General features: G+C 65.9%; 17 protein-coding genes. 14 read left to right on the forward strand and 3 right to left on the reverse strand.

The features are described from left to right. The first annotated feature begins 135 nt into the window (after positions 1-135). The 5 genes from AC1U2B_RS25390 to clpX all read left to right on the forward strand — a co-directional run bounded on the left by AC1U2B_RS25390 (position 136) and on the right by clpX (position 5,298). The gene (locus tag AC1U2B_RS25390; protein WP_480218975.1) at positions 136-1,347 is read left to right on the forward strand and encodes a hypothetical protein; all 1,212 of its coding nucleotides are present in this window, start codon (positions 136-138) and stop codon (positions 1,345-1,347) included. After that, the gene (locus tag AC1U2B_RS25395) at positions 1,344-1,838 is read left to right on the forward strand and encodes a hypothetical protein (RefSeq protein ID WP_480218976.1); all 495 of its coding nucleotides are present in this window, start codon (positions 1,344-1,346) and stop codon (positions 1,836-1,838) included. Before AC1U2B_RS25390 ends, AC1U2B_RS25395 begins: the two co-directional genes overlap by 4 nt. 19 nt (positions 1,839-1,857) lie before the next feature. Beyond that, entirely contained in the window at positions 1,858-2,979 is a 1,122-nt protein-coding gene (locus tag AC1U2B_RS25400) for a BTAD domain-containing putative transcriptional regulator (protein ID WP_480218977.1), read from the forward strand. Between the two features lie 45 nt (positions 2,980-3,024). Continuing rightward, the gene (locus AC1U2B_RS25405) at positions 3,025-3,678 is read left to right on the forward strand and encodes an RsiV family protein (RefSeq protein WP_480218978.1); all 654 of its coding nucleotides are present in this window, start codon (positions 3,025-3,027) and stop codon (positions 3,676-3,678) included. Positions 3,679-4,017: 339 nt separating this feature from the next. Continuing rightward, positions 4,018-5,298, forward strand: a complete 1,281-nt coding sequence (gene clpX / locus AC1U2B_RS25410; protein ID WP_043394298.1) for an ATP-dependent Clp protease ATP-binding subunit ClpX — start codon at positions 4,018-4,020, stop codon at positions 5,296-5,298. Between the two features lie 53 nt (positions 5,299-5,351). Here the strand turns inward: clpX and fdhD are convergent, their stop codons facing one another. Both fdhD and AC1U2B_RS25420 read right to left on the reverse strand, forming a co-directional pair. Continuing rightward, positions 5,352-6,176: a formate dehydrogenase accessory sulfurtransferase FdhD gene (gene fdhD / locus AC1U2B_RS25415; protein WP_043394297.1), complete on the reverse strand. Its 825-nt coding sequence runs from the start codon at positions 6,174-6,176 to the stop codon at positions 5,352-5,354. After that, a complete protein-coding gene (locus tag AC1U2B_RS25420; protein WP_480218979.1) occupies positions 6,164-8,506 on the reverse strand; it encodes an FdhF/YdeP family oxidoreductase in 2,343 nt (780 codons plus the stop codon). Before AC1U2B_RS25420 ends, fdhD begins: the two co-directional genes overlap by 13 nt. 270 nt (positions 8,507-8,776) lie before the next feature. Between AC1U2B_RS25420 and AC1U2B_RS25425 the strand changes: the two genes are divergently transcribed. From AC1U2B_RS25425 to AC1U2B_RS25460, 8 genes are all read left to right on the forward strand, one after another. Beyond that, a complete protein-coding gene (locus AC1U2B_RS25425) occupies positions 8,777-10,156 on the forward strand; it encodes an MBL fold metallo-hydrolase (RefSeq protein WP_480218980.1) in 1,380 nt (459 codons plus the stop codon). A 68-nt stretch (positions 10,157-10,224) separates the two neighbouring features. Continuing rightward, entirely contained in the window at positions 10,225-10,587 is a 363-nt protein-coding gene (trxA, locus tag AC1U2B_RS25430; RefSeq protein WP_480218981.1) for a thioredoxin, read from the forward strand. 37 nt (positions 10,588-10,624) lie between these two features. Beyond that, the gene (locus AC1U2B_RS25435) at positions 10,625-11,401 is read left to right on the forward strand and encodes a sulfite exporter TauE/SafE family protein (protein WP_480218982.1); all 777 of its coding nucleotides are present in this window, start codon (positions 10,625-10,627) and stop codon (positions 11,399-11,401) included. 123 nt (positions 11,402-11,524) lie between these two features. Then, positions 11,525-11,677 (forward strand): hypothetical protein, encoded by a 153-nt coding sequence (locus AC1U2B_RS25440; protein ID WP_155910649.1) that lies wholly within the window; start codon positions 11,525-11,527, stop codon positions 11,675-11,677. A gap of 350 nt (positions 11,678-12,027) precedes the next feature. After that, positions 12,028-13,983 (forward strand): 2-oxoacid:acceptor oxidoreductase subunit alpha, encoded by a 1,956-nt coding sequence (locus AC1U2B_RS25445; RefSeq protein WP_260940336.1) that lies wholly within the window; start codon positions 12,028-12,030, stop codon positions 13,981-13,983. After that, the gene (locus tag AC1U2B_RS25450) at positions 13,980-15,062 is read left to right on the forward strand and encodes a 2-oxoacid:ferredoxin oxidoreductase subunit beta (RefSeq protein ID WP_043394284.1); all 1,083 of its coding nucleotides are present in this window, start codon (positions 13,980-13,982) and stop codon (positions 15,060-15,062) included. Before AC1U2B_RS25445 ends, AC1U2B_RS25450 begins: the two co-directional genes overlap by 4 nt. A 10-nt stretch (positions 15,063-15,072) precedes the next feature. After that, a complete protein-coding gene (mobA, locus tag AC1U2B_RS25455; RefSeq protein WP_480218983.1) occupies positions 15,073-15,651 on the forward strand; it encodes a molybdenum cofactor guanylyltransferase in 579 nt (192 codons plus the stop codon). An 863-nt stretch (positions 15,652-16,514) separates the two neighbouring features. Beyond that, a complete protein-coding gene (locus AC1U2B_RS25460) occupies positions 16,515-16,841 on the forward strand; it encodes a transglycosylase family protein (RefSeq protein ID WP_308204146.1) in 327 nt (108 codons plus the stop codon). Between the two features lie 7 nt (positions 16,842-16,848). On the opposite strand, the gene AC1U2B_RS25465 is transcribed toward AC1U2B_RS25460, so the two are convergent. Continuing rightward, positions 16,849-18,114 (reverse strand): MFS transporter, encoded by a 1,266-nt coding sequence (locus tag AC1U2B_RS25465; protein WP_480218984.1) that lies wholly within the window; start codon positions 18,112-18,114, stop codon positions 16,849-16,851. An 82-nt stretch (positions 18,115-18,196) separates the two neighbouring features. Between AC1U2B_RS25465 and AC1U2B_RS25470 the strand changes: the two genes are divergently transcribed. Then, entirely contained in the window at positions 18,197-18,640 is a 444-nt protein-coding gene (locus AC1U2B_RS25470; protein WP_480219027.1) for a winged helix-turn-helix transcriptional regulator, read from the forward strand. Positions 18,641-18,664 lie beyond the last annotated feature (24 nt).

Consider the following 18,664-nt stretch of genomic DNA (forward strand, 5'->3'; position numbering starts at 1 on the left):
GCATTTGGAAGATTACGTCGAAAGGTATGTTTTCGCCCTTCGTCGGCCGCCCGCCTCGCGCCAAGAAACCGCCAAGGCGCCCGCCGCACCCTGTGACGCGACCACGAATCCCGGCCACCCCGAACAGGACCCGTCATGAGCCGACCCGCACGCCGTTCCTCCGTCGCTCTGGCCGCTGCCGCGCTGGTCGCGTCCGTGGTGGCCGGATTGCCGGTGGCCCAGGCGAATCCAACCCCGGACACCTCGATGCCGGTGCCGTGGAATCAGGTCGGCGACGGCTGGACCCTGGCCACCTGGAACCCGGTCCCCGGACGACTCCCGGGCGAACGCCCCGACCCTGACGCGCCGGCACCTGGGAAGGCCGCCGAGACCCTGTTCCTGATCGATCCGGCCGGTCACCGGTACGCCATCACCACGTTCGAGCCGACGGACAAAGGATGGCACCCGCGCTTGGTCGACTGGTCGGGCAACGGTGGTCGCGCGCTGCTGACAATCGGCGACTCGGTGATCGTCGTCGACTTGCGCACCGGCAGCCAGACGTCGTTCCCGTCGAGTGCTTCCCCGCGGTTCAGCCGGCCGGGCGGTGAAGCGATCGTGTTGTCATCGACGAGCCACGACCAGCCCAGCACCTTGCAACGTGTCGACCTGGCGGGCAACGTGCAGCTGACCTATCCGACCGATGATTTGGCCGGCGCCGGCCGATTCGGCGGCGACTATCTGGAAACCCCCGACGGCACCACCCTTGTGCTGTCGACGGCCAACCGGGCCAATGACGAGGTGCCGCGGACCGACAACAGCTTCGTGCTCATGGGCAACGACGGGACCGTCGGGCGGGTGCTGCCGGTACCGATGCCGGGCGCGGTGTGCCGGACGACCCGATGGTTGGCGCCAACGGATTTCGTCGCCAGTTGTACCGCGCAGAAGTCCGCGAGCAGCCAGCTGTGGAAGGTGCCGATCGACGGGTCGGCGCCGACCGCGCTCACCGCCGTCAACAACGCGAAGAATGAACCCGGATTCGAAGGCGACTACGGCGACGTCGGCCTCTGGCAGCTGCCGAGCGGCACGTTCGTGCAGTCACTCGGCGCCTGCGGCGTGGTGTTCCTGTCGCGGGTGACGGCCGATGGTCACACCCAGCGCGTCAAGGTTCCAGGCGCCGGCAACAACATTGACGTCGTCGGTGCGTCAGGCGGCTCGCTGGTGCTGAAGTCGACGGCCGGATGCAGCCCGTCGCAGGCGCTGATGGCCTACGACCCGGCCGCGAACACCACGCGGGTCCTGCTCGGCCCGACGGTGAACGACGGGCACGTCGTCGACGCCATGACCTTCGGTGAGGGCTACCGGTCATGACGCGGTTCGCGCCCGCCCTGGCGGCCCTGGCCGTCGCGGTCACCCTGTCGCCCGTCGCGCTCGCCGACGACCACGAGAGCACCGAGGCCTGCAGCTGGGTCAGCGCCGACGAAGCCGCGGTCTTTCTCGAAGGTCCGGCCACCGCCGCGCCGATTCGGGTGCAGCTGCCCGAATTGTCTTGTGCCTACCGGTCATCAGACGAGCCGCAGGCACGACGCAGCCTGGAGTCCGATGTCCGGTTCGCCGACGCGTTCCCATGGGACGCCGCAACGACATTCAAGGAGGTGGCCGCCTGGCCCAGGGCCACCGCGGTCGACGGCGTGGGCCTGAAGGCGGTCTGCACCTACGAACCCAACGTCACACCTCCATCGACGACGCTCACCGTGTTGTTGACGGGTGAACGGATCTACCGCGTGACCGGCAGCTACGTGTGGCGGTGCGACACCCTGAAGACGTTCGCGGAACTGGCAATAGCCCGCATCGGCCGATAGCACCCGATACCCTCGGCCCATGCGGCCGACCGGAATCGATTTCGGCGTTCTGGGCCCGCTGCGGATGGCCGTCGACGACCACGTCGTCTCGCTGGGCGCACCCAAGCAGCGAGCAGTGTTCGCGATGCTGTTACTCAATCGCGGTCGCCCGGTGTCGGTGGACGCGTTGATCGACGCTGTGTGGGAGCAGTCGCCGGCCGCGGCCGCCCGCACCGCATTGCACTCCTACATCTCCAATCTCCGAAAGGTCCTGGCGGAGTCCGGAATGCCGCGGGAGACGCTGGCCGCCGCACCGCCCGGCTATCGACTCGATGTGCCGGAGGAGGCAACCGACCTGGGGCGTTTCGAGAAGGAAAAGGTCGCCGGTGTGCGCGCCGCGGCGGCCGGTCGGTTCTCATCCGCGGGCACCCACCTGTCGGCCGCGTTGGCGCAGTGGCGCGGCCCGGTCCTCGGTGATCTGTCCGACTTCGCCTTCGTCGACGCCGTCGCCGCCGCGCTGGTCGACGACCGGATTGCGGTGGAGACCGCCCGAGCGGAAGCTGAAATTGCTTGTGGCCATGCATCTCTGGTGATCGGGCCGCTGGAATCGCTGGTCGCTGAACATCCCTACCGGGAACCGCTGTGGGCGCAGCTGATCACCGCCTACTACAGCTGTCAAAGGCAGGCGGACGCGCTGGATGCGTTCCGGCGGGTGCAGGCGATCCTGGCCGAGGACCTCGGTATCGATCCCGGCACGGCGATAACTGCCCTGCAGCAACGGATTCTGCGCCAGGAACCACTCGACGTGCAGGGTGCCGCGCAAGCGACGGCAGTACACACGATCGGCCGGCTCCGGCCGGGCTCCACGCAGTCGACCTCGTCCAGAGCAGGCCTGCGCGACGCGACCGGGCGATGGTTTGCCTTGCGCGCGATGGCAACCCGCATCGGTCGCCTCGCCGACAACGACATCGTGCTCGACGCGGCCGACGTCAGCCGGCACCATGCCGTCATCGTCGATGCCGGCACCGGGCCGGTGATGGTGGACCTGCGCTCGGCCAACGGCGTGTACGTACAGGGCGCGCGGATCGAGGCCAACACCAATCTGTTCGATGGTGATCGCATCCGCATCGGCGCGCATGAGTTCACCGTCGAACTCGGGTAGGGGCAGGCCAAGAATCCGCCAAGCGCATCGGCGAACCATGGGGGCATGAGGTTTTCGGTTCTTGCCCTGGCCGCGACAGTGACATTCCTGGGCGCGGCGCCGACGGTGTCCGCGCAGCAGTCGTGCGGTGCGCTGGGCGGGACGGCCGACGCCACCGGCATCTGCCGGATCCACGAGGTGGGTACCGGGTACGAACGGACCGCGGCCTTCCCGGTCGACTATCCCGACCAACAGGCGGTAGCGGACTTTCTGGCCCAGGACCGTGACGGGTTCGTCGGCTGGGTGGACAAGTTCGGCCGCGGCCGGGTGTACACGGAGACGGTGACGCCGACGGTGTACCGCTCGGCGCGAACCCAAACCTTGGTGCTCAAGATCGTGGATCCGACGGGCTTCGCCCACGAAGGGCACCCGGACATCCGGTACCGGACCTTCACCCACGGGCCCGATGGGTCGATCACCATCGACACGTTGTTCGGGCCGGGTTCCGATCCGGTGGCGATCCTGACGCCGGTGGTGCAGCGCGCGTTGAAGGCGCGCAATGCGGCGCTGATCGAACCGGACCGCAACTCGTACCGGGACTTCGCGCTCACCGACGAGGCCGTCACGTTCTTCTTCGGCGAAAGTCAACTGGTGGGCAACGGTGGCCCACTCACGGTGTCGGTGCCGGTGGACCAGCTGGGCGGGCGGCTACAGGCGTAGGCAGACGGTCGTCGACTTGCGCTGGCCGCGAAATGCGTCGGCGGCCTCAATGTGCACACGGTAGGGTTGCAGATAGGTGAACAGCCCTGATCAGAGGCCTGCCGAGCCAACGCCAACCGGCGCCGGGAAGACACGCCAGAATCACGGTCAGCGCGCCGAGGGGTGGCAAGCCACCGATCGGGCTATGTTCTCCTGCACACGGATAAATACCACCGGAGCGATTCGCCCCTTTCGGTCGCATCGCAACGGAGCGAACGGGTAGCGTCGGGTTCACACCCGAAATAACCCACTATCTGGTGTAACGACTGACGGCGACCGGAGAAAGTAGGGCCTCACCCCATGGCGCGCATCGGAGACGGCGGTGACCTGCTGAAGTGCTCGTTTTGTGGAAAGAGCCAGAAGCAGGTCAAGAAGCTGATTGCTGGACCTGGCGTCTACATCTGCGACGAGTGCATCGACCTCTGCAACGAGATCATCGAAGAGGAGCTGGCCGACGCTGACGACGTCAAGCTCGACGAGCTGCCCAAGCCTCAGGAGATCCGGGACTTCCTCGAGGGCTACGTCATCGGTCAGGACAACGCCAAGAAGACGCTCGCGGTGGCTGTCTACAACCACTACAAGCGGATCCAGGCGCAGGAGAAGTCGCGCGACTCCCGGTCTGAGCCGGTCGAGCTCGCCAAGTCGAACATCCTGATGCTCGGACCCACCGGCTGCGGCAAGACCTACCTGGCGCAGACCCTGGCCAAGATGCTCAACGTGCCGTTCGCGATCGCGGACGCGACCGCGCTGACCGAGGCCGGCTACGTCGGCGAGGACGTCGAGAACATCCTGCTGAAGCTGATCCAGGCCGCTGACTACGACGTCAAGCGCGCCGAGACCGGCATCATCTACATCGACGAGGTCGACAAGATCGCCCGCAAGAGCGAGAACCCGTCGATCACGCGCGACGTGTCCGGTGAGGGCGTGCAGCAGGCGCTGCTGAAGATCCTCGAGGGGACGCAGGCGTCGGTGCCGCCGCAGGGCGGGCGCAAGCACCCGCACCAGGAGTTCATCCAGATCGACACCACCAACGTGCTGTTCATCGTGGCCGGTGCCTTCGCCGGGCTGGAGCGGATCGTGTCCGACCGGGTCGGCAAGCGCGGCCTGGGCTTCGGTGCCGAGGTGCACTCCAAGGCCGAGATCGACACCCAGGACCACTTCGCCGAGGTGCTGCCCGAGGACCTGATCAAATTCGGTCTGATCCCCGAGTTCATCGGTCGTCTCCCGGTCGTGGCGTCGGTGACCAACCTGGACAAGGAATCGCTGGTGTCGATCCTGTCCACGCCGAAGAACGCGCTGGTCAAGCAGTACGTCCGGCTCTTCGAGATGGACGGGGTTGAGCTGGAGTTCACCGAAGAGGCCCTCGACGCGATCGCCGACCAGGCCATCCACCGTGGCACCGGTGCCCGTGGCCTGCGCGCCATCATGGAAGAGGTCCTGCAGCCGGTGATGTTCGACATCCCGAGCCGCGATGACGTCGCCAAGGTGGTCGTCACCAAGGAGACCGTTCAGGACAACGTGTTGCCGACCATCGTGCCGCGCAAGGCGTCCCGCTCGGAGCGTCGCGACAAGAGCGCCTAGTTCGCCAAAAGGAAAAGCCCCCGCCACGGCGGGGGCTTTTCCTTTTGGAGTCCTTACCTGATCACCCGGTCCGGACGGGTGTAGACGTTCATCGACTCGCCGCGCAGGAACGCCACGAGGGTGAGCCCGGCCTGGCTGGCCAGGTCGACCGCCAGCGACGACGGCGCGGACACGGCGGCCAGCAGCGGGATACCGGCCATGACGGCCTTCTGCGTGAGTTCGAACGACGCCCGCCCGCTGACCAGCAGGACGGTGCCCGTCAACGGAATGCGGTCGTTCTCGAGCGCCCACCCGATCACCTTGTCCACCGCGTTGTGCCGGCCGATGTCTTCACGGGCGACGAACATCTCGCCGCCGGCGCTGAACAGCGCGGCACCGTGCAGTCCGCCGGTGCTGTTGAACACCTTCTGGGCCTGGCGCAGTACCTGTGGCATGGCCGAGAGCGCGTCGGAGGTGACGCTGGTCGGGTCGTCGCCGGGGGAGTAGTGGCTGACGGTTCGGACGGCATCGATCGACGCCTTGCCGCACACGCCGCATGACGAGGTGGTGTAGAAGTTGCGCGTCACGTCGACCGACGGCGGCGGGACATGCGGTGCCAACATCACGTCGAGCACGTTGTACGTGTTGGCCCCGTCTTCGGTGGCGCCACGGCAGTAGGCGACGCGGGCGATGTCGTCACGGCGTGCGATCACTCCCTCGGTGAGCAGAAACCCTTGGGCCAGTTCGACATCCGACCCCGGCGTCCGCATGGTGACGGTGAGGGGACTGCCGTTGACCCGGATTTCCAGGGGCTCCTCGACCGCGAGGGTTTCCGGGCGCGAGACCGCGCCGCCCGCGGTGACGTGTTCGGCCCGGCGCCGTGCGGTTACTCGGCCCATGGCTGGTCCGATCCTCCCTCGCTGCGCTCGACCCCTGGGACAAGCCTGATCACGACTGCCTTGGATACCGGGGTATTGGATTTCCGGGCGGTGTGGTCCAACGGAATCAACGGATTGGTCTCCGGGTAGTAGGCCGCGGCATTACCCGCGGGGGTCGAATAGGGCACCACCAGAAAGTCTTTCGCGCGGCGCTCTTGGCCGTCGAATTCAGAGACCAGGTCGACACGGCTGCCGTCCCGCAGCCCGAGGGCCGCGATGTCGGCCGGGTTGACGAACACCACGCGCCGGCCGCCTTTGACGCCGCGATAGCGGTCGTCCAAGCCGTAGATGGTGGTGTTGTACTGGTCGTGGCTGCGCAGGGTCTGCAGCACCAGCCGGCCTTCGGGCACCGGCACCCACTCCACGGGTTCGATCGAGAAGTTGGCTTTGCCTGTGTGCGTGGGGAATTCGCGGGAATCCCGGGGCGGGTGGGGCAGCTGGAAGCCGTCGGGCCGGCGGACCCGCACGTTGTAGTCGGTGCACCCGGGGACCACGTCGGCGATGGCGTCGCGGATGCCGTCGTAGTCGGCGTTGAACGATTCCCACGGCACCGGGTGGTCGGCGCCCAGCAGGGCCCGGCCCAGCTGGCAGACGATGGCGACCTCGCTGCGAACCTGGTCGCTGGGTGGGGTCAGGCCACCGCGCGACAGGTGCACCATCGACATCGAATCCTCTACCGACACCACCTGTTTGCCGCCCGCCTGGAAATCCTTGTCGGTGCGGCCGAGCGTCGGCAAGATCAGCGCCGTGCGCCCGTGGATCAGGTGGCTGCGGTTGAGCTTCGTCGAAATCTGCACCGTCAGAGCGCAATTGCGCATCGCCGCGGCGGTGACGTCGGTGTCGGGAGTGGCCGAGACGAAGTTCCCGCCCATCCCGACGAAGACCGTGGCCTGTCCGTCGCGCATGGCCCGGATCGCGTCCACGGTGTCGAGGCCGTGCTTGCGCGGGGAACTGATGCCGAAGCGGGTATCCAGCGCGGCCAGGAACTGCTCGGGCATCTTCTCCCAGATACCCATGGTCCGGTCACCCTGCACGTTCGAGTGTCCGCGCACGGGACACACTCCCGCGCCGGGCTTTCCGATCATGCCGCGCATCAGCAAGAGGTTGGTGGCCTCGCCGATGGTGGCCACCGCATGCGTCTGCTGGGTCAGGCCCATCGCCCAGCAGATGATGGTGCGCTCCGACCGGACCAGCGCGTCGGCGACCCGTTGCAACTGGTCACGTCCGATTCCGCTGGCCTCGGAGACGACGTCCAGTTCGACTGCGCGGGTGCGGGTTTCGTACTCGTCGAAGCCGGCGCAGTGCTGGTCGATGAAGTCGCGATCCAGCACGGTGCCCGGTGCCAAGTCGTCGGCTTCCAACAGCAGCCGGCCCAATCCGGCGAACAGCGCCATGTCGCCGCCGATCCGGATCTGCACGAACTCGTCGGCGATGGGTACCCCGTGGCCGACGACACCGTGCACCTTCTGCGGATCCTTGAACCGCATCAGCCCGGCCTCGGGCAGCGGGTTGATGGCGATGATGTTGGCGCCGTTCGCCTTTGCCTTCTCCAGCGTGGACAGCATGCGGGGGTGGTTGGTGCCCGGGTTCTGCCCGGCGATGACGATGCAGTCGGCGTGGATGAGATCGTCGACGGTGACCGACCCCTTGCCGATGCCGATCGACTCGACCAGCGCGGTGCCCGACGATTCATGGCACATGTTCGAGCAGTCCGGCAGATTGTTGGTGCCGTAGCTGCGCGCGAGCAGTTGGTAGAGGAACGCGGCCTCGTTGCTGGTGCGGCCGGAGGTGTAGAACAGCGCCTCGTCCGGGGAGCTGAGCGCCTTCAGTTCGTCGGCGATCAGCGCGTAGGCGTCGTCCCAGTCGATCGGGCGGTAGTGGGTGTCGCCGGGCGCCAACACCATTGGGTGCGTGAGCCGGCCCTGCTGGGACAGCCAGTACTCGGGTTGCGCGGCCAGATCGGCGACCGAATGGCGGGCGAAGAACTCCGGGGTGACGCGGCGCAGCGTGGCTTCCTCGGCCACGGCCTTGGCGCCGTTCTCGCAGAACTCGGCGATCTTGCGGCCGCCGTGTTCCTCGGGCCACGCGCAGCCCGGGCAGTCGAAGCCGTGGCGCTGATTGATCTTGCTCAGCGTCTCCGCGGTGCGGAGCGGCCCCATCTGTGCCATGGCGCGCTGCATGCTGACCAGCACGGCCTTGACTCCGGCGGCTTCGTGTTTCGCGCCGCTGACCTGAACGTCGTGTTCGTCGTACGTCGCGTCGACGTCGTGGCCGTCCCTGACGGTGGTCATCGCTCCAATGTAATCCTCACGAGCGGCGATCCTGTCCGTTAGTCGGGCGGTTGGTAATCGGCATTTCAAATGCACCGATAGGTGACGCCTATCAGCGAGCCGAACGGCATTTGACGCGAGGTGCGGCAGGCGAAGGGCCGACAGCATGGGTGACCTAAGCCTCTAGAGGAACGTACCGGGTGGGAATAGAATACCCCCAGGGGTATATTGATATACCCGTAGGGGTATAGCGCACATGGTGCTATCCAACTGGGAGAAAGAAGATCAGCGATGATCCTGCAGCAGTACTACCTGGATTGTCTGTCGCACGCGTCCTACCTGATCGGTGACGAAACCACCGGCCGTGCAGTCGTTGTGGACCCGCAGCGCGACGTGGCCGGATATCTGGCCGATGCCACAGCACATGGGCTGACCATCGAGTTGGTCATCGAGACCCACTTCCACGCGGACTTCCTCTCCGGGCACCTCGAGCTCGCGAAGGCCACCGGCGCCAAGATCGTCTACTCGTCTGTCGCCGAGACCGAGTTCGAGTCGATGGGTGTCGCCGATGGTGAGCGGTACTCGCTGGGCGAGGTGACGCTGGAATTCCGTCATACCCCCGGGCACACCCCCGAGTCGATGAGCGTGGTGGTCTACGAGCACGCCGATGACCCAGTGCCCTATGGCGTCATGACCGGGGACACGCTGTTCATCGGCGATGTCGGCCGCCCCGACCTGTTGGCCTCGATCGGTTATATGCGAGAGGAACTGGCGGACATGCTGTATGACTCGTTGCACGACAAGTTGATGACGCTGCCCGACGCGACCCGGGTGTATCCGGCACATGGTGCGGGCTCGGCATGCGGCAAGAATCTGTCGACCGACCTGTGGTCGTCAATCGGTGACCAGAAGGCGACGAACTACGCGCTGCGCGCTCCGGACAAAACCTCGTTCATGAACCTCGTCACCGAGGGGCAGCCGCCCGCGCCGAGTTACTTCGTCTACGACGCGATCCTGAACCGCAAGGACAGGGAACTGTTGGACGAGAACAAGATGCCGACGCCCCTGACTTACGACCAGGCCCGCAAGGCGATCGACGCTGGAGCGGCCCTGGTGGACGGGCGTGGCCCTGAGGAATTCGCCCTGGGCCACCTGCATGGCGCGGTGAACATCGGCCTGCAAGGTCGCTACGCCGAGTTCGCCGGTTCGGTTCTCCCTTCCGACGTCGACATCGTGCTGTTCACCGACCCCGGTCAGGAGCTCGAGGGTAAGACCCGGCTCGCCCGGATCGGCTTCGACAGAGTGATCGGCTACGTGGCGGAGCCCTACCGGGCATTGGTTGATCACCGGCTCGATGTCCAGGTGGCATCGCGGTTGACTGCCAAGGCCTTTGACCAAAGGGCTGCCGAGCTGACGAACCTGCAGATCGTCGATGTCCGTAACCCCGGCGAAGTCGAGGCCGGTGCCATCCCGAACGCCATCAGCATCCCGGTGGGGCAACTGCCCGCCCGGCTCGGTGAGCTGGACCCCGCGAAGCCGACTGTCGTGTACTGCGCGGGCGGATACCGGTCATCGGTTGCGGCAAGTCTGCTGCGGCGGAACGGATTCAACGACGTGAGCGACATCCTGGGCGGGTATGGCGCCTGGGCGGAAGCCACCCAGAATGCGTGAAGGTAGTCGCGATCATCTGAAAAGCATTCTCCAGCAACGTGATTGACTCACCAAGAAAGGACATCGCAATGACAATCAAAAACCTGACCGCTACCGATTTCGAGGCGACCATCAGCAACAACCCCATCGTGCTCATCGATTTCTGGGCATCGTGGTGCGGTCCGTGTCGCGCGTTCGCCCCCGTGTTCGATCGTTCGGCGCAGTCGCACCCCGATGTGGTGCACGCCAAGGTCGATACCGAAGCCCAGCAGCAACTCGCCGCTGCCCTCGAAATCCAGGCGATCCCAACGATCATGGCATTCCGCGACGGCATGCTGGTCTACCGCCAGCCCGGCGCGATGCCGGCCGCGGCTCTCGAGGACCTGATCACCCGGGTAAAGACGCTGGACATGGAGGGCGTGCGCGCCCGGGTCGCTGGGCGGGCGAACTGACACCGTGTCTCGCTTCATCGGAACGGAGTGAAAATCCGTGAACATCGTTCTGGCGCTTGCCCTCGGCGGCGTGATCGGTGCCTTACTGGGGCTACTCGGCGGAGGCGGGTCCATCCTGGCCGTGCCGGCATTGGTCTACGTACTGGGGCTCGGCATCGAGCAGGCAATTCCGATGTCGCTGCTGATTGTGGGCATCGCCTCGGCGGTGGGCGTGCTGCCGAAGATTCGTGCCGGTCACGTCCAATGGCGGCTGGCCGCCGTCTTCTCGGCGGCCGGTATCCCGGCGACGTTCATCGGCAGCGCGATCGGCAGGCATCTGCCGCAACCTGCGCTGCTCGTCGGGTTTGCGATGGTGATGGTGCTGGCCGGAATCCGGATGCTGCAGGACAACAACGGCACCGGCACCGCGTGCACAGTGGGTGATTCAGGAATCAACTGGCGCCGGTGCGCCCCGAGATCCATCCCCGCGGGATTCCTCGTCGGCCTTCTGACGGGCCTCTTCGGCGTCGGAGGTGGCTTTCTGATCATTCCTGCGCTCGTGCTGATGCTCGGCGTGGAGATGCCCATCGCGATCGGAACCTCGCTGCTCATCATCGTCGCGAATTCGGTGGCGGGTGTCTTCTCTCATCTGAGCGGCGCCAGCATCGACTGGACGATCGCCACGGTGTTCGTCGGCACCGCGATTGTCGGTTCACTGATCGCCGGCCACCTCGGCGCCAGGCTGGATACCCGGCGTCTTCAGCATTGGTTCGCCTACCTCGTGTTTGCCGTGGCTGCATTCGTTGTCATCGACACCGTCGTCGCGAGCTTGTGACCGCCCCGAACGCGATGTAGATGCCGGTTCAGGCCGGGCAATGCCACGAATCTTCACCAGACCGACATGTCGCCGCCCCGTCGCGGGACGTGCGCGGTTGCCCAGCTTCTGGACAATGGCCGTATGGATACCGATACCGGTCGTAGTACGCCGGGTCGCCGCGCCTGGGCCGACCCGCTGTCGTTGGGGTTTCAGGCACACCGGCAGCTGATGCTGCTGCGCCTCCGGTGGCATGGCCGCCGTCTGGACACCCGTCCAGACGGCCAACCGGACTGACGCCTAATCGCTTGTGGCGCCGGGTATTTCCGACGCGGCCGAGCGCTAGCGCAGACGGCTACCGATCGGTAACTGCTTTCTTAGGAATTCCGCCGAGTGGAACGTGATGAAAGCCACATTTTGACAGGTGTCAAGCGCCTGCAATCCATTTGACGTGCGTATTCATGTGGTCGTCATCAGACCTGCAATGGCGCGTCCTGGCGAGTGCACCCTAAGAGAAGTGCAATAATCGGTACTAGCAGTGACATCAAAAATTTGGCGACGCCGGGCTGGTGATCGTGAGTACCGCTCCGCGGCGTCTCCGACACGGTGCGACGGGCTGCCGAAACAGAGTGTGAAAGGCGGGCGTCGTGGGTCTTAACGACGGCGACAACGGCACTGGCGCCGGGAGCGGCGCGGCCTCGCGGCAGAAGCTCGAGAAGGTCGTCATCCGGTTCGCCGGTGACTCCGGTGACGGTATGCAGCTGACCGGTGACCGGTTCACTTCGGAAGCCGCGCTCTTCGGCAATGACCTTGCGACGCAGCCGAATTACCCCGCCGAGATCCGCGCACCACAGGGCACCCTGCCCGGTGTGTCGTCGTTCCAGATTCAGATCGCGGACTACGACATCCTCACCGCCGGTGACCGCCCCGACGTGCTGGTCGCGATGAACCCGGCCGCGCTCAAGGCCAACGTTGCCGACCTGCCGCGCGGCGGCATGATCATCGCCAACTCCGACGAGTTCACCAAGCGCAACCTGGCCAAGGTCGGGTACGACGAGAACCCGCTCGAGAACGACGAACTGTCCGAGTTCGTCGTCATCCCGGTCGCGATGACCACGCTGACCCTGGCCGCGGTCGAGGCCATCGGCGCGACCAAGAAGGACGGTCAGCGCGCCAAGAACATGTTCGGGCTCGGCCTGCTGTCCTGGATGTACGGCCGCGAGCTGGAGCACAGCGAGGCCTTCATCCGCGAGAAGTTCGCCCGCAAGCCCGAGATCGCCGAGGCCAACGTGCTGGCGCTCAAGGCCGGCTGGAACTACGGCGAGACCACCGAGGCGTTCGGTACCACCTACGAGGTGGCCCCGGCCAAGCTCAAGTCCGGCGAGTACCGCCAGATCTCCGGTAACACCGCCACCGCGTACGGCATCGTCGCCGCCGGCCAGCTGGCCGACGTCCAGGTGGTGCTCGGCACCTACCCGATCACCCCGGCCAGCGACATCCTGCACGAGCTGTCCAAGTACAAGCACTTCAACGTCATGACCTTCCAGGCCGAGGACGAGATCGCGGGCATCGGCTCGGCGATCGGCGCCTCGTACGGTGGCGCGCTCGGCGTGACCAGCACCTCGGGTCCCGGCGTCTCGCTGAAGTCCGAGGCCATCGGCCTCGCGGTGATGACCGAGCTGCCGCTCATCGTCATCGACGTGCAGCGCGGTGGCCCGTCGACCGGTCTGCCGACCAAGACCGAGCAGGCCGACCTGCTGCAGGCGCTCTACGGCCGCAACGGTGAGTCGCCGGTCGCGGTGCTGGCCCCGTGCTCCCCGTCGGACTGCTTCGACATCGCGGTGGAGGCGGTGCGGATCGCCATCGGCTACCACACCCCGGTGATCATCCTGTCGGACGGCGCGATCGCCAACGGCTCCGAGCCGTGGCGCATCCCGGACATCGCCAGCTACCCGGCCATCGAGCACACGTTCGCCAAGCCGGGCGAGCCGTTCCAGCCGTACGCGCGTGACCCCGAGACCTTGGGCCGCCAGTTCGCCATCCCCGGTACGCCGGGACTCGAGCACCGCATCGGTGGTCTGGAAGCGGCCAACGGCTCCGGCAACATCTCCTACGAGCCCAAGAACCACGACCTCATGGTCCGGTTGCGCCAGCTCAAGATCGACGGCATCAAGGTGCCCGACCTCGAGGTCGACGACCCGAGCGGCGAGGCCGAACTGCTGATGCTCGGCTGGGGCAGCTCGTACGGTCCTATCGGCGAGGCGTGCCGCCGCGCCCGGCGCAACGGCATCAAGGTGGCCCACGCCCAGCTGCGTCACCTCAACCCGTTCCCGGCGAACCTCGAAGAGGTCCTGCGCAAGTACGACAAGGTCGTCGTGCCCGAGATGAACCTCGGTCAGCTGGCCCTGCTGCTGCGCGGCAAGTTCCTGGTCGACGTGCAGTCGGTGACCAAGGTCGAGGGCATGGCGTTCCTGGCCGACGAGGTCGAAGGCATCATCGGCGCGGCGCTGGACGGATCGCTGCGCGAAAAGGAAACTGACAAGGCCAAGTTCGCACGGTTGGCGGCCGCCACCGTGGAGACCGGTGTGGGAGCAAACGCATGACGGATCTGATCGGTGCTGATCTGGGCCTGACCGAAGCCCTCAGCAAGAATGCCCTGGTTCCGACCACGGACCAGCCGCAGAAGGGCAAGGACTTCACCAGCGATCAGGAAGTGCGCTGGTGCCCGGGCTGCGGCGATTACGTCATCCTCAACACCATCCGCAACTTCCTGCCGGAGCTGGGCCTGCGCCGCGAGAACATCGCGTTCATCAGCGGCATCGGCTGCTCCAGCCGGTTCCCGTACTACCTGGAGACCTACGGCTTCCACTCGATCCACGGTCGTGCCCCGACCATCGCGACCGGCCTGGCGCTGGCGCGTCCGGACCTGTCCGTGTGGGTCGTCACCGGTGACGGTGACTCGCTGTCGATCGGTGGTAACCACCTGATCCACGCGCTGCGCCGCAACATCAACATCACGATCCTGCTGTTCAACAACCGGATCTACGGTCTGACCAAGGGCCAGTACTCGCCGACCTCCGAGGTCGGCAAGGTCACCAAGTCGACCCCGATGGGCTCGCTGGACCAGCCGTTCAACCCGGTGTCGCTGGCGCTGGGTGCCGAGGCCACGTTCGTCGGCCGGGCGCTGGACTCCGACCGCAAGGGCCTGACCGAGGTGCTGAAGGGCGCGGCTGCCCACCGTGGTGCCGCCATCGTCGAGATCCTGCAGGACTGCCCGATCTTCAACGACGGCTCGTTCGACCCGCTGCGCAAGGAAGGCGCCGAGGACCGGCTGATCAACCTGGTGCACGGCCAGCCGATCGTCTTCGGTGCCCAGGGCGAGTTCTGCGTCACCAAGTCCGGTTACGGGCTGGAGATCGGCAAGACCGCTGATGTGGACCCGTCGGACATCGTGGTGCACAACGCCAACCTCGACGACCCCGCCTACGCCTTCGCGCTGTCGCGCCTGTCGGAGCAGAACCTGGAACACACCGTGATGGGTATCTTCCGTCAGGTGAATCGGCCGACCTACGACGACGAAGCGCGTCTGCAGCTGAAGACGGCGATGGATTCCAAGGCGCACGACACCGCCGCTCTGCAATCCTTGCTGCGTGGCAAGGACACCTGGACCGTCGACGAGTAGTAGCGACGCTTTGACCGAGGACGCCCCGCTGGCCGCAGTTGTATTGGCCGGCGGGGCGTCTCGTCGTATGGGGCGGGACAAGGCCACCGTTCGGTTCGACGGGCCGGCGGGGGAGATCACGTTCGTCGAACAGGTGGTGGCCACCTTGCGAGGGCGGTGTGCGCAGGTGTTCGTGATCGCAGCCCGTGGCCAGGCGCTGCCGGACCTGGATGCCCAGGTGCTGCGGGACGCGACGCCCGGCGTCGGGCCGTTGTTGGCCACCGCGCGCGGGTTGCGTGCGGCGGCCGACGCCGGATTTCCGCGCGCGTTCGTGTCCGCCGTGGACATGCCCTACTTGACCGTTGATCTGATCGACGAGCTTGCCGAGCACGCGGCGCGGGTCGACGCCGACGTGGTGCTGCCCTGGGATGGCCGGGACCACTATCTGGCAGGCATCTACCGCACCACGCTGGCGACTCGGGCGGAGGAGTTGGTAGCCCGCGGACGACGCAGCATGCGGGCACTGGTCGACACCGCCGACACCCAGCGGGTGGTGATGGATCGGCAGCGGGCGCTGGTGAACGTCAACAGCCCCGACGATTTCGCCTGAGCGTCTCAGCAAATGCCCGTTGCCGGGTTGCGCATTCTCTAATTTCTCGCTGTGTGGCGAATTCGAATTGATGGAAATTCGACAATGTGCGAATAATGTGCAAATTAAGCGCCGCAATTCCGGTCAATTATCACCCCAATTGCACGACGAATTCTAAACCTGTTGCAGGGCAATGTGTTTGGGAGAATGGGGCGAGTGACGGCCGGTTAACGGGTCCTGAACGGGCTGCGGCGTCAATGTGAAAAGTCCTGATTGGCGGCCGTATTGCTCGGTCCTACCCAGTCAATGGCGGTTTGACGCACCCGTCGGTAGCGAACTGGGGCCGGAAAGGGCGGAGATTCCACCGGGCGACACGCCGGAGGTTTACTGTCGACGCCGCAGGATTGTGCCGCTGACCTGCGACAACTGTGACCAATGTGAATTGAATTGTGTGTGCCAGGCCACAATTTCATGGTGACCTCTATCACGGAATGTTGCCGAACTGTTATTTGTTAGCGGGGCTTTATATGTCACATGACCTGCTTATGTTCCTCTCAGGTTGGGCCGTGATCTGCCTGTTATCTGGCTGGGATGGATTCGACATCGCAGGGTCAGTTCTTGCTACGGTCCTCGTACTGCTCCAAGAGAGCAAATAACTGAAAAACCATGAACCTGCGTGTGAGCGGGATCGCGGTGGGACCAGAGCAGATGGCCTGTTGCCCGTGGCGTCCGCCGGCATTGAGCCCGGACCGATCAAACCGCCCCCGCTGTCGTGTCTGACCGAGACGACACGACTCAGCCCCCCTAACGCCTGCCCGGCAGGCCGTAGTTCGCACCGCCTATGCGCGGGCGATGTTTGGCGCGCGCTCGGCGAGAGGAACGAAGTGAAGAACATCCGCACAACGCTTGGACTGGTTGCCGTTGCTGGGGCCGTTGCAGTTGCCCCCATGGTCATCGGTGCCGGTACCGCGAATGCGGACGGCGGCCGCAACTGGGACGCCGTTGCAGCCTGTGAGTCTGGTGGCAACTGGGCCATCAACACCGGCAACGGCTACTACGGCGGGCTGCAGTTCAACCTGGGCACCTGGCGTGCCAACGGTGGCACGGGCATGCCCCACACCGCCAGCAAGGACGAGCAGATTCGGGTTGCCGAGAATGTGGTGCGCACCCAGGGCATCGGGGCGTGGCCGGTCTGCGGTCGTCGGGGCTAATACCCCCTCACGAGCGCCACAAACGCTCGCACGAGACAACAAAGGGTGTCGGACCATACGGTCCGACACCCTTTGTCGTTGTCTGGGATGCCTTGGGGGCCGACCGGTGCGATCCGTCACATGATGAAACCGGCCTCGTGGCCGTCCATACCGCGAGCGCACCGATCGCGAAGGCGGCACCGAGAATGCTGGACCCGATCCATCCGGCGGCCGAGTACACGGCCGTGGTGCCGACCGCGCCGAGGGCTGAGCCGAGAGAATAGAAGAGCATGTAGCCGCCGATGACACTGCTGGCGTGGTTCGGGTGGATGGCGGTGAGTAGGTGCTGATTGCTGACATGCACAGCCTGGACGGCGAAATCGAGAATGATCACGCCGACGACGAGCAGCCACAGTCCCCACGATGCCTGGGCGATCGCCAGCCATGACGCGGCCAGGAGTGCGAGGGCTGCCCCGGTGACCGCGTTGGCGAAACCGGCATCTGCCCAGCGGCCGGCGCGGCCGGCGCCCAGCGCCCCGGCCAGCCCCGCGATCCCGAACAGGCCGATCTGAGCGGCGCTGAGATGCCACGGCGACGCTGTGAGCGGGAGGGCGAGGCCGCTCCAGAGCGTGCCGAACGACGCGAACAAGAAGAACGCGATCAGGCCACGTGAGACGAAAAGCCGGTCGCCGAACAACATGCGCGACGCGCTCAGCGCCTGCCGATAGCCCGGGCGGTCAGCGCGTGGGTCGGGCGGAAGGAGCGTCGGGACCAGCGCCGCGAGCACGACAAGCAGTGCGGCGAGTGCGGCGTAGGCGCTGCGCCAGCCCCAGGCTGTGGCGAGAGCGCCGGCGACGGTCCGAGCGCCGAGAATGCCGATGACGACGCCGGCGGTCACGACGCCCAGGGTGCGTCCGCGCTCCTGCGGTGCCGACAACGCCGCTGCGTAGGCGACCGTCGTCTGCACGACGACCGAGAACAGACCGGCTATCGCTACGCCGGCAAGCATGGTCCACGCGTGCGTCGCGGTTCCGGCGATCACGACACCAACCGCGGTGAGCAGCAGGTGTCCGACGATGAGCGTGCGCCGGTCGCGTAGGTCGCCCAGTGGTACCAGTAGGCCCAATCCCGCGAGGTAGCCGAGCTGCCCTGCCGTGACGATCCAGCCGAGGTTGCCGCTCGATACGCCAAGGTCGCTGCCGATCTGCGTGAGCATGGGCTGGGCCGAGTAGATGGTCGCGACGGACACCCCGCAGATGGTCGCGAACAGCAGGCGGGTGCTTCGAGGCGTCACATGAAGTCCAATCGGTGGCAATTTGCAACTGATTCGACGCTACGTCACATTGGTTTCAATTAGCAACTAATGTGGAGGCGTGATGACCCAGTCCGAGGTTGAGTGGACCGACCCCACGTGTCCCGTCGCGCGCACGCTCGATCTGGTCGGTGACCGCTGGAGCCTGCTGATCGTTCGCGATGCCATGGATGGTGCCCGGTCCTTCGGGGATTTCCAGCAGGCGACGGGAATCGCGCGCAACATCCTCACCGACCGGCTCCGGCGACTCGTCGAGCGCGGAATCCTGGAACGAAAACCGGCTCCGACGGGCAGGCGGCACATCTACGAGCTCACGCCCACCGGATTGGACCTGTTCGCCGTCGTCGTTGCGTTGCGTCAGTGGGGTGAGCGGCACGCATTCGCCCCGGCCGAGGAGCGCTCCGTCCTGGTGGACGACGGTGGGCTACCCATCCGCGAGTTGCAGCCCACCAGCTCAACCGGTCGGCGGGTGAGCGTCGAGACCACGTCTGTACAGCGGAATCGGTGACCGCCGGAAATTAACTGCGCGAGT

The sequence above is a fragment of the Mycolicibacterium sp. P4_G11 genome (assembly GCF_056555145.1).